Here is a 12401-nt window from a genome sequence, read left to right as displayed (position 1 = left end):
CTATTCCCATCGAATTTTCCGAAAAACTGATGTTAATTTCGGCATTTCGACGAAGATACAAATCACAATAGCAAAAAGTCGGCTTGCCGCCTTTTTGCTAAGTTACGTGATAACGTTTTACGAATAGATTCGACATAAAAAAACAGGCCCACAGGAAGCATTCTCCCGTGGGCCAGCATTATGTTACTCTCACGACACTTGTTGTTCTACCTCAACACTACTGCCTGGCATCTTACGCACAATCAATCGAGCGATCCGCATATGGTCGACTTCGTCTACCGTTAACATGAAATCACCATGCGGCACCTTCTGGTTCTTCGTAGGCGGCATCTCGATCTGCGAGTATACCCACCCGCCGATCGTATCGTAATCGTCAGTCTCGATCTCGGTGCCGAACATATCATTGAACTCCTCGATCAATAACATCCCATCGATCGAATACGTCTGTTCGTCTTTCTTCTCGATCTTAGGTCGTTCATCGTCGAATTCGTCGTGGATTTCTCCCACGATCTCCTCCAGAATATCCTCTAGTGTAACGAGGCCTGATGTACCGCCGTATTCATCAATCAACAGCGCCATCGCGGTCCGTTTCTTCTGCATTTTCTTAAGCAAAGCGCTAATGGACATGGACTCCGGAACGTTCAGCAGCGGTCGCATGAACTGCTTGATATCTTCCAGCTCATCGTTGTTTTTGAGCAAGTCTTTTATATGAATAAAACCAATGATATTATCTTTGTCCGGGTCACACACAGGATAGCGCGTATGCATTTCGGTTATGGCGATTTCTTTGTTCGCTTCAAAAGGAAAATTCGCATACAGACAAACCATTTCGGTCCGCGGAATCATGATTTCTCGTGCACTGGTTTCGGAAAATTCAAAGATATTGTCGACAAGTGCAAGCTCGGTGTTGTCGATGTAACCGCTTTTGTGGCTTTCTTTCATCAAGATACGGATTTCTTCCTCGGTGTGTACCGATTCGTGACCGTCGTCCGGCTCAATACCGGATTTGCGAAGCATCCAGTTGGAAGCTCCATTCAATGACCAGATAAGCGGGAACATGAGCTTGTAGAACAACACTAGCGGTATCGCACCCCATAACGTAACTTGCTCCGACTTACGAATAGCGTACGTCTTCGGGTACTGCTCCCCGATCGTAATGTGCAACGAAGTCATGATCGTGAATGAGATAATAAAGGAAACGGTATGAATGACAGCGTCCGGCATGCCGATCTTGACCATCCATGGACCAATCAATGAAGCGATAAGCGGCTCCCCCAACCACCCAAGTACGAGTGATGCGAGCGTAATTCCTAACTGACAAGCCGATAAATATGCATTCAGATTACCCATAATCTTGTTGGCATACTTCGCTCTTACATTACCTTCTTGCGCTAGCGCTTCAATCCGACTTCCACGTACCTTGATCATGGCAAATTCAACGGCAACAAAAAAAGCATTCAATAATAAAAGTACTACAACTAACACAGCATTTAGTAACAATCCGGGTAACGGGTCACTATCCAAATACTCCCTACCGCCTCATTAAGGCGGATAGGTACACCTCCTTCAGGTTAATACTATGAATAGACAGAATTTTGTCTTTAATGACCATTATACTTGTTTTCGAAAAATACAGTCAACTTACAAGGCTTGGCGTAAACTCTGGCTGCAGCCAGTAAAATGCTGTATGTTCCATAATGAACGCTTATAAATGCTTCTTATCACATGTTTGGAGCATTTCAGGCGATTCTTCGAACAAAAATGTTTATGAACGCCGTGATTTCATTGTATGGCGATTTGCTTGTATATTATGACAGCTGACCTCGACTTAAGTCGGGGTCTGAAAACGTACGCAGGTCCGTATCCGATTTCTTCAGAATCCCTTAAGATAACGTTAAGGAATAAGTCAGTGTACGCTTATGAATTAACTTTATATAGGGAATGTTCCTAGGAGGATTGGATATTATGATTTCAGCAGAAGTGAATACGCACCGCAGCGGGACTTTCGATTTTTTCAGGCAGATCGGCTCTAGAACCGCTTATATGTTGTTCGCGATGCCCTTAGCGATCTTTAGTTTCACAGTAACCGTCGTATTGCTTGCGCTCGGGATCGGATTAATGCCACTCGGGATTGGCTTCTTCATCTACTGGTTCGCCCTTGCGACCGCCGATCGCCTGCGTTTGTTCGATGCCCTGATGTTGTCTCAGCTCGTTCGTAACAAGGACGGCTCGACGGTCCAAGTACCTGCAGCGCAGGAAATTAAGCTACGCCGTATCTTCCTGGAGAAGAGCTATTATAAGCCAGTCCTATATAACATAGTCAGGCTTCCAATCAGCATCCTCCAGTTCGTCATTGTCGTTACATTCATGATATGCGGGTTCGCCATGTTGTTCACTCCGCTTGTGTACGTGATTCTGGAACGAGCCGGGATTTCGATGTACGACAACGATATCGTGATGACATTTATTATGACTTTATTGTTCCCTAATCTAACCCCTTACCAATATTCGTTCGTGGGTACGGCGTTAGGTGTTCTCTTCCTGATCATCGGGATGACGCTGATGCCGAAGGTACTGCGCCTGTCGGCGTCTATCTTGAAGGCATAAGCTAGGGGCTGTAGAATAGCAAAAAGCCTCGCTTTGGCTTTGAAGCGGGGCTTGTGAATATTTTATAGTAAGAAGCCCTTTGGGCTATTATTATGCCGTCTTCGTCCGCGTCCAATCTTTCCTAATGCCTACGTGCTTTTTCCATCTGTTCGATAATCTCGGCTAGTGTGAACCGTTTCTCGTCTTCGCGCTGTGTCTGTTCGTCAATCTTAGCTACTTGCAGAGCTAGAGTGTCTATGTTACCGAGCATCTGCTTAACATCGTCGCGGATTTCGCTAACATCCAAGCGAAGTGATTGTTGCCCTGCTTCTAACGATTTTTGGCCTGCTTCTAATGACTCTAACTTAGCCAGGATTTGCTTAAGAACATCGTCCATCGAATTTAGTCCTCTCCGTGAATAGCATTCTATCTCTAGTATATATGGAAGAATGAATATGGTAAATGAGCAATTATTGCAACTTGAGATATTATACGATCCCTTGTTATAACAGGGCTCTTGAACCTGTTGCAAGTTCGACTCCCCATTCCCCTATTTATCGTTGCACGTTCATTGCTTCACACCGAAGTGTCACGGCCGTATCTCCGGCTTGAACATTCAGTTGAATCTCCACGAACGGGCAGCCATAACGTTCGACTTCCTTCACACTCAGCACATCGGCTTCGTTATCCGCTTCCACACAGTACACCGTATCCCGCTTGCCGTCCCCATCGCTGGGCGCTGCACTTAACAATGTAATGCCGCGCAATTCCGTCGGACTACTTATACGACCTTCAACCACACACGTCTGCCCCTCTTGCGAGTTCGCCTCCCACGTCACACGGACTTGTCTCCTCACTTCGAACCAGCGTAATAGTTGCTCGCCTGTCCACCACTCCATACCCAAGCTACGTCCATATTGAATGAGCTTGACCATCATCTCACCCACTGGTGCTTGCGGATCGGCTACCATGTAAGGATGGAACAAGAAGTGGGCGACGCCATATACGTCGAATGACCGGTCGGTCAGCGCCAGRGCCTCTTGCTCTGTGCAGCGAAGCCGGTATGGTGGGTCCCAAGACAAGGTCGGAGAACTCACGACTGAGGTGGCTTCATGCCCCGTTGCAGGATCGAACGACAAGAAAGGATGACACGTCCCAGCCAAGAAACCTTTGTTGCCTTGCTTCGTACCACCCTTCGATTGTTCCATCAAGATTCCCTTGCGCTCACACCATTCCAGGAACTGAATATCACCTTCCCAGCGCAAGTAATGATTCTTATTCGAGACGATTCGCTGATCCGGGAACTGCTCCTGTAGCATGTCGAACTGCTTGCGGAAGTGCGTTTCATTCCAACTGGCCTCCGGAATTTCGGTACCCAGAGCATTATAATGCAAGGCCACCTCATGGCCCTCACCCACAATACGCTGGTTCGTCTCTTCGTCATAACCCGGCATAATGATGCACCAGGTTGACTTCACATTCGCCTCAGCTAGCCTGTCCAGCGTGACATGCGCTTCCGCAATAATGTTGCGGTCGGTGTCGTGGGAGATATGTCCAATGGCGGGCAAGCCATTAGGCCAATACCAGAGCTGCCCCATCGGTAGCCCCGCTTCTGCCGTTAGGCGGTACAACAGCCGCATGAGCAGAATTCGCCATTCATCCACAATCGGATGGAGATAGAATGGTACTTCGCCTTCTGCTACGGCAGCACGATCACGTTCCCAATCGAGAACAGACGCATCATCGGTCTTCAGGATGTTCTCATTGATCGCTCCAGTCCCGTCAGGAGCCGGTCTGCCGTCCCTGACAACGCTAATTCCCTGACGGATCAGGGTGAAGGTCTTCATCAGATCAACGGCAATTAGCACAGCTTTTCCGTTTCCAATGGATTTGCTCGCAATAGCCGAGAAATCCCGTACGATGCCGTTCCCCCGCACAAGCTTCCCCCATGTCTCAAGGTCCCCATAGCTGTCGCCTGTGATTGGCTTAATCGTAGCGGAACCGAAGAAATGAAATGAGCTTCGTAATCCGGCCGCTATTGGCGCATCCTCCCATTCCACCCAACCTTCTGTAGTGTCATGAGTAGCATCAACTGATGTCACACCGAATAGCTCCCCGAGTCCATACAAGTCACCGATACTTACAAGCGTATTGCCAGCCTCACAATAGGATCGGCAGATGTCGAGCCAATTCGGGTCGGTGCCAACACCTGCCAATAAGGTCAATCCAGCCGGACGACTCTCTATCCAAGCATCCATTGACCATTTCTTGAAGCTAACGCCCAAGTCCAGCAGCAGATCGGATAGACTCTCCGTATAACAAGCTCGCCCTTCCAATCTGATTTGCGTGCAGTCCGCATCATTCCATACCACATGAATCATCTGTAGTTGCCTCCTAGTTCCTATCCTTTGTTAGCCTTTTATCGAACCCAATAAATATGCCCTTTGAGGCTGTCGATTCACTGTGGGCAAGAGGAGTGGAAAGTGAAAAAGAGGACCCCAGCGAGCTTCTATCAACAGTTAATCGACAGCCTTCTTTTATTAAATACTTCTGAAGAAACGGATAAATGATCAAGATCGGTATGGTTGCGACAATAACGGTCGCCATCTTGATCGTTTCCGGAGCAAGCACTTGAAGCGCCCCCGCATTTTGCACCTGTAGCTCTTGGCTAATAACAGGCATTTAAATCAGATTTCGCAAGACGACTTGAATCGGATACAAGCTGCGATCGTGAATATACATAATCCCGTTGAAATAGCTCGTAAGGCAAATTCTCGAAGCAAGTAATAAGCCATCCCCGGCAATAACATCAAGTAGAACCAGCAGTACCGTATCGTCGTTTATTGATCATGGGGCTCACGGAACAAAAAGCCCGTCTTACAGACGAGCCGTATAAAAACAACTATTGTTCAATAGTTGTCGATCCGTCGCTTCCTACATTATCCGCTCACTTCACTGTACAAGCCCGCGTCCACCTTGCGAACACCCGCAATAATGTCGTCGATATCCTCTTGCGTATATTGCGGTCCTAATGAAATACCTACGAATGTGGAGAGCATGGCATCCGTACGCTTCGATGTCGCTTCCTCATCACGATCTACCGTCAAGGCTCCCTCGAACCCTGCGCCGTATGGCGGCTTATCGCGGAACGCCATTACCTTCTGCTTCACCATCTGCAACGCCATCATATTCCGGCAAGCTGATGTCGCACCGGTAGCGATACCTTCCGCACGAAGCGCTTCGTTGAACTTCTTCGCTTCTTCTGCCGTCTGGAACTGCATGAAGCAGGTGATACCGCATTGTCCAGGATCAACAGGTCTTAACCGGAAGTGCAAACTACTGAACGCTTGTTCCAATTGCATATAATAATCCCGACACTTGGCAATTACTGAATCGAGCTTACCTAACTGGGCGATCATGACCGCGGCATGCAGCTCGCTCAGTCTATATTGGTCTCCTGTGATGGCATGAACGGTATCATCTGCGAAAGTTTTGTCAGTTAGCTGGTTCAGGAAGTAGGGGCGCATAATTCCGAGATCATGATACCTGACCGCTCTGGCGAAGTAAGTCTCGTTATTCGTGTACAGCAGACCACCTTCTCCACAACTGATCATCTTGTTGAACTGGAAGCTCGCAATGGCAATATCTCCATAAGTGCCAAGCCGCTTGCCTCGGTAGCTGCCACCGAACGCTTGGGCGCAGTCTTCAATCACGATGATGTTATTTCTACGGGCAATCTGTATGATCTCCTCTAGCTGCGCAGGTCCGCCTTGATAATGAATGATGATAACTGCCTTCGTATTCGACGTAATCCTGCGTTCGAAATCCGCAGGATCCAGATTAAGCGTATTGTCAATCGAAGCGAATACCGGCAATGCGCCAGACGCTACGATGGAACTGTAGTCGGAATACCATCCGAAGGCTGGAAGGATCACTTCGTCACCAGGCCCAATGTCCAACGCTACCATAGCGCATGTCAATGCCGCCGATCCACTGGATAAGGCCAGTGTATATTTCACGCCCAGCAGGTCGCGGGTCACCGCTTCCATCTTGGCTACCTTATCCGGTACATCAGTTGATAGTGGTCCGTAGTGCCGAAAAGGCGTCTTCGCAGCGATGACCTCGGACAGTTCCTTCATTTCTTCTTCTCCGTACAAAGTTACGCCTAAACGGTCGGTTGGCAGCGGTTTCGTTCTAATGGGTGTTCCCCCGTGCAAGGCTAGCTTTTCCACTTATACCCTCTCCTCCTTGTCATGTGAATCCGTTGAACCTCGTTAAAGCTTCCAAAACCATGCCTAGCTTCTGCCCCATGCAAGATAACTGAATAAGAAATCGATTACTGAGATCAAAGTATCATATGTGAAATTTTCAGGTGTACCGTAATCTTGTTTTGAACCAGCCATTTTTTACACTCTGCAAAATTTTCAGCAAGAAACCGAACCCCATTTATTCGACTAATTCGAGCTTACCTCCATCCTTCAAGGCAAGCAATTAAGAGGACAGCCTCCGAATTCCCCAGAACCCAAAAAAAACGTATACCAAAAACGCCCCGCAGGATTATACCGCAGAGGCGTTTCGTTGATTATAGGCTGCCACAAGCTGCCGATTATTTAGTCGCGTTCAGCATCTTCTTGATCTCGTCCGGCTGGAACCCTTTTACCGCTTGCTCGCCCACCACCGTGACGGGAATGCCGAGAAAACCCAGCTTTTCCACAGCCTCACGCGCTGATAGATCGGACATTACATCTTTCACTTCATATTCGACACCTTCGGTCGTCAGCAACAGCTTCACTTTCTCGCAATCCTGGCAGCCTTTGGCGGAATAGACGATAGCCTTGGCAGTACTCATCTCACATCAACCTCCATTCATCACTCCTTCTTATTATGAGCTATATGACATGCGAGATCAACCAGGAGCAGCCTACTCCGGGTGCTACCAGCAGTTCAATATGTGCTAGCTACAGTCGTGACGGGACACCAACGTGCTGTTTGCAGAAACGGGAGCAATACATCCAAGGCTTCCTCGCTTTTCAATCGCTGCAGGGCGGTGGCCGCGATCGCGGATACATAACGATTGGTATCGTAGAGGGCAAGTTTGAGCGCAGGAACGGCTCCCCCGGCTCCCTCCCCGATTCGGGCTATTGCCAGCCCGGCCATAAAGCGGATGTAATCAACCGGATCATTCGATAATCGGTCGCATAAGGCGGGAACGGAAAGCGAATAAGGTTGTTGGATCACGCCGAGTGCTTCGACGACATGCTGACGGACAAAGGCAGAATCCTCCTGCAACAATTCAATCAATCTCGGTACAGCCTGAGAACATTCCCCACCAATTTCACCTAAGATGAAGGCAAGGTTGCCGTACAAGTCGCGGTTATTCCAATTCGCCTGAAGGGCGTCCATAAGGAATGGGATAGCCGGGCTGCCTACAGCCGCCAGTCCATGAGTCGAGCAGCGTACGGTTATAGCTGACGAATGCTCCAAACCGTCCATTAAGGCGGGTACTGCTTCCTGCTCGAGTGAAGCTAGTGCATAGGCCGCGTTCAAAGCGGTGGTTTCACTAGGGTCACTTAATTGCAGCTTATAGTCACTCAACTGTTCCGGAGTAGCCTGGGCAGCCGGAAGGTCTGAACCTCTCCAAACAGGTGAACCGGATAACCAGTTCCACGTATGCTCCCACATCAAGTCATGATTCGGAATGGGGAGCATTTGTTGTGGCGGCAGCCATTCTGATCTCGTGTTATTCCAGCTCGGACGTTGCGGTGCTTCCAAGCGGAAAAACAAAAACTTCAGCATAAACCGATTGTTCTCTGAGAAGTTCGGCATGGCCGTATGCCAAATATCGTAGGCGATCAAGGCCATCGTGCCTGCTTTACCGCATACCGACAGCTTATGCTCAGATTGGTCTTCAGCCAGCTGATAATGATTCTGAGTGCCGGGCATCAGACCGGAAGGCCCCATATCTTCCGTTACATCTTGAGGATAATAGAAGATCATCGCCGACCAGGGATGATGATTTCTTAGCTTCTCATTGCCCCAATAGTTATCTTTGTGCCACGCTATCCCTTTGCTGCCAGCGACATTGAAATGCCCATGCCGATGAGCATGCATCATATAATTAGGCCCTAGAATGCTTGTTAAGCCGCCCCTAACGGTTGGGTGATCGAAAAACTGTTGAATCTCCGGGATTCTAGGTAAAATGTTATTCCCTATATTCCCTTCGGTGGCATAAACGTCGTTCATTTTTTGCAGGACCGACTTATGAAACTCATCGGAAAAATCGGTTTTCAGGATAACAAATCCATGCGTGATGAACTGCGCCATCTGTTCATCGGATAACAAATACTTGGAATCCACCATTCCTTCTTCTCCTCTTCGCATTTGATTGAGCAGCCCCTTAAGAAAGCTTAATCATTTGTCCGCCATCGACCACCATGCAATGCCCTGTGATATACCGCGACTCGTCACTTGCCAGGAATAAGGCTACATCGGCTATTTCCCCCGGTTGCCCGACCCTCCCCATCGGAATCGTTCTAAGATATTCCTTAATGGCTGGCGCATTATCCATAAGCGGCTTGGTCAATCGGGTCTCTATGAAGCCGGGACATAGAGAGTTGACACGTATGCCATGCGGCGCTAATTCAAGTGCCATGGACATGGCGAGCATATTCATCCCGCCCTTGGAGGCGTTGTAATGGGCCAGATCCGCTTCCGCAGCAAGCCCATTAACGCTTGACATGAGGACAACGGAGCCTATCTGCTGCCGCTTGATCATCTCCTTGCACACCCGCTGCGACACAAGGAAGGCTCCCTTCAGGTTTATGTTCATATGCCGATCCCATGCCTCTTCGGTTATGTCGAGGAATGGAGTCGGTTCGTTAATGCCAGCATTATGAACGAGCAAATCCACTCTTCCCCATTGCTCCAGTACATGGTCGATCATTGTATTCACCTGATCTTGATTCTGAACATCGGACTCCAGGGTTAATACATCTCCGCCATGTTCCCTGATGATAGCCGCCGCTTCCTCCAATGAAGCGCGACCGCGGCCGGAGATCGCGACTTTGGCGCCCTCACGGGCGAATCGGAGGGCGATTGCCCGTCCGATGCCAAGTGATCCACCTGTAATCAGAGCGATATGATTGGCCAATCTCACAGTCATGATTGAATGACCACTCTTTGACCCGTGGCGATAGATTCGTCAATAGCGAAGCATACATCCATGGATTTGTAAGCATCGAAGAAGTCGCAACGGGTGGATGAATCCTGTTGGATAGCTTGCACGAAATCGGCGAGCTCCTGAGCGAACGGATGGTGCGACACATTGCCGCTGTCTGGCAGTATCGTAGGGATTGTTGCATAGTTCGTTTGCCCGGGAAGCTTGTGTGTGTATAATTGGTTATCCATGATTGCACCTTTTTCACCTAATAAATGAACATTGAATTTATATGGTGTTTTACACTCAACCGAAGATGATACTTTACCGAGCCCTCCGTTCTTCAATTTGAATATCGCAATCGCATTCGGGTCGAATTCATAATCCGAATCCGCCCAGGTTCTGCAGCTGTAAGCCGTCACTTCCGTAATATCACCGGCAAAGTACCGCACCGCATCCACCGCATGACAACCGGCTGTAAGGATGCTGCTTCCACCGAGTGCCTTCGTCTTGCTCCACACATACTGCACATAATGCGGCCCGATGTGATGCCAGTAATCGACCTGAGCCATGTACACTCTTCCTAATGCATCATCGTTGATGAGCGCTTTCGTAGATTCGAACATGGGATTCCAGCGCAGGACGAAGCTGACCACGGTCTTGACCGGATTTCTCGATATTGCATCGGCCATTATCTCGATCCCTTCACGGCTCATCGCCATCGGCTTCTCTATAATCAGATGCTTGCCATGCTGCGCTGCCAATGCAGCCTGTTGCGGACGAATGCCCGGAGTCGAGCAAAGTACGACCGCATCGACCTGCGGATCCTTAATCATCTCCTCGAACGTAGCGAAGATCCGGGTGTCGATTCCAAATTCGGCCAATTTCGATCGGACCCGATTCGCATCATTCGTAACGACGCCATATACCTCAGAATCCTCGCGGGCATGAATCGCCTTCAAGTACTCGCCCGATACCCAACCTGTTCCTACTACAGCAAATTTGATGGTCATTTTTCTACTCTCCTTCTTATTTAAAAGTGTCACACCGGAAATCGGACCGCATTGGGACGCGTCCAGGCCATATGCTGGATGAAGCCTTCGGCATACGTACACCCGGCTTGAATGCCTCTGAACTTGCTTAACGTCGTCATTAAATCCAGGACATCTACATTGTCGTGCTCCTTCAGCCACACCAACTGGCTTTGATGCTGTTCCAGCATAGTCGCCTTGGCCCGAAAGGTGTCCGTAATATCGACATAGAGTGTCGGTTGAAACTCGATACCGGAAAGGTTATCCATGTAAAATAACGAAGGCACTTTCGCAGCAAACGGGTGATTAACCGATGCACCAGGCAATGTCGCAAGAAATGTCGTGTCGAATACGAGTCGGCTCACGGCGACATGATCAGGCATGTAGTCGTTCGGAGCGTGTGTGATCACTAGATCAGGCTGGACGGAGCATAGTAAGTCGATAAAGAGTGATCGGCTATGTTCATCATCTGCGAGAATTCGTCCGTCTCTCATCCCCAGTGAAAGGACCGGGCAGCCAATAACGGCTCCTGCTTGCCGCGCCTCCTGCTGACGGATTGCGATCAATTCCGCCGCTGGTATTTCGTAATGCCCTTTGTCCCCGTCGCTCACATGACAGATGACTACTTCGTGGCCGGACTGAACCATCTTGGCCAGCGTACCGGCACAAGATATTTCAATATCATCCGGATGAGCGCCAATTGCTAATACCTTCACAGCTCTTCCTCCCCTCTGCTGAACCTGTATTCGATTAAACTTCATTCCAGATGCGCTTGGCATTGTCGAGACCGATTCTCGTCCCGCTGCGGCATTCTTCCATTCCTTCGAATTCAATGGAGATATACCCGTCATAACCAGATGTCTTGATGATGCGCAGCACTTCCCATATATCGATATCGCCTTGCCCGACGATCGAACCTCGCAAATAATTGCCTCCAGCTGTCTTGAACCACCCTTGACCAGGATCTCGATGTCCGGAACGAAGGTAAAAATCTTTCAAATGAACCATGGAAGCCAGACCGATATTATTACTTACACCAACAACCGCCGATTCATCGACACACATGAAATTGCCCGTATCGAGTGTCGTCTTGAAATTCGGACGTCCGACTGCATGGATCAGGCTCTGCACCCGTTCGCTAGCCTGCATGTAATAGCCATGATTCTCCACACTTGTCGTAATCCCGAACTTGGAGGCGTAATCAGCGATTTGTCTGCAGGCTTCCGCCAGCATCGGTAAATCCTTGTGAAATTGCACGATCGAGCGTTCTCCGGGAGGTCTCGATGCTACGTCATGACGCATCAATCGGACTCCAAGCTCGTTCGCGATACCCACTTCCTGCTTCACACGTTCGATCTCTTGTTCGAGATTGGCCTCATCCTCGGTGATAATGTTGGCTCTAACGGTATAATTCGAGATATCGATGCCCACTTGCTCCGCTGTTCGGCGTATGGCTTGCACAAGTCCCGGATCCCGGGTCAGATCGTAACCAATCGGCACAATCTCAATGTGCTCTCCCCCCGCCTCTGCCGTCCACTCGATGACATCTGGAACGGTCATCTCCTTCGCAGCTATGGCACGGCTCAAGCTGTTCGAGCTAATTCCCCATTTCATCGTTCTCACCGCCG

Annotated in this window: 11 protein-coding genes; 1 reads left to right on the top strand and 10 read right to left on the bottom strand. The window is 49.2% G+C overall.

The window, feature by feature from the left end:
• Positions 1-189: 189 nt before the first annotated feature.
• Positions 190-1524: a hemolysin family protein gene (locus AC1DWB_RS23820; protein ID WP_477543589.1), complete on the bottom strand. Its 1335-nt coding sequence runs from the start codon at positions 1522-1524 to the stop codon at positions 190-192.
• Between the two features lie 441 nt (positions 1525-1965).
• On the opposite strand from AC1DWB_RS23820, the gene AC1DWB_RS23815 reads away from it, so the two are divergent.
• Complete coding sequence (locus AC1DWB_RS23815) at positions 1966-2607, top strand: sensor domain-containing protein (RefSeq protein WP_477543588.1); 642 nt, start codon at positions 1966-1968, stop codon at positions 2605-2607.
• 121 nt (positions 2608-2728) lie between these two features.
• Here AC1DWB_RS23815 and AC1DWB_RS23810 read toward each other — a convergent pair whose 3' ends face one another.
• From AC1DWB_RS23810 to AC1DWB_RS23770, 9 genes are all read right to left on the bottom strand, one after another.
• On the bottom strand, positions 2729-2983 hold the full coding sequence (locus AC1DWB_RS23810) for a hypothetical protein (RefSeq protein WP_477543587.1): 255 nt from the start codon (positions 2981-2983) through the stop codon (positions 2729-2731).
• A gap of 157 nt (positions 2984-3140) precedes the next feature.
• The gene (locus AC1DWB_RS23805; protein WP_477543586.1) at positions 3141-4967 is read right to left on the bottom strand and encodes a polysaccharide deacetylase family protein; all 1827 of its coding nucleotides are present in this window, start codon (positions 4965-4967) and stop codon (positions 3141-3143) included.
• A gap of 558 nt (positions 4968-5525) precedes the next feature.
• Positions 5526-6818, bottom strand: a complete 1293-nt coding sequence (locus AC1DWB_RS23800) for a DegT/DnrJ/EryC1/StrS family aminotransferase (RefSeq protein WP_477543585.1) — start codon at positions 6816-6818, stop codon at positions 5526-5528.
• Positions 6819-7192: 374 nt separating this feature from the next.
• Complete coding sequence (locus tag AC1DWB_RS23795; protein WP_477543584.1) at positions 7193-7435, bottom strand: glutaredoxin family protein; 243 nt, start codon at positions 7433-7435, stop codon at positions 7193-7195.
• Between the two features lie 95 nt (positions 7436-7530).
• Positions 7531-8946 (bottom strand): HEAT repeat domain-containing protein, encoded by a 1416-nt coding sequence (locus tag AC1DWB_RS23790; protein ID WP_477543583.1) that lies wholly within the window; start codon positions 8944-8946, stop codon positions 7531-7533.
• Positions 8947-8983: 37 nt separating this feature from the next.
• Positions 8984-9748 carry an SDR family NAD(P)-dependent oxidoreductase gene (locus tag AC1DWB_RS23785; protein ID WP_477543582.1) on the bottom strand — a complete coding sequence of 255 codons (765 nt, stop codon included), beginning with the start codon at positions 9746-9748 and terminating at the stop codon, positions 8984-8986.
• The gene (locus AC1DWB_RS23780; RefSeq protein ID WP_477543581.1) at positions 9745-10755 is read right to left on the bottom strand and encodes a Gfo/Idh/MocA family protein; all 1011 of its coding nucleotides are present in this window, start codon (positions 10753-10755) and stop codon (positions 9745-9747) included. Before AC1DWB_RS23780 ends, AC1DWB_RS23785 begins: the two co-directional genes overlap by 4 nt.
• 29 nt (positions 10756-10784) lie before the next feature.
• The gene (locus AC1DWB_RS23775) at positions 10785-11489 is read right to left on the bottom strand and encodes a PIG-L deacetylase family protein (protein WP_477543580.1); all 705 of its coding nucleotides are present in this window, start codon (positions 11487-11489) and stop codon (positions 10785-10787) included.
• A gap of 34 nt (positions 11490-11523) precedes the next feature.
• Positions 11524-12387, bottom strand: a complete 864-nt coding sequence (locus AC1DWB_RS23770; protein ID WP_477543579.1) for a sugar phosphate isomerase/epimerase family protein — start codon at positions 12385-12387, stop codon at positions 11524-11526.
• Between the last annotated feature and the right edge of the window lie 14 nt (positions 12388-12401).

It is taken from the genome of Paenibacillus sp. P4_E11, assembly GCF_056401635.1.
This window is presented reverse-complemented; position numbering and strand designations above follow the sequence as displayed.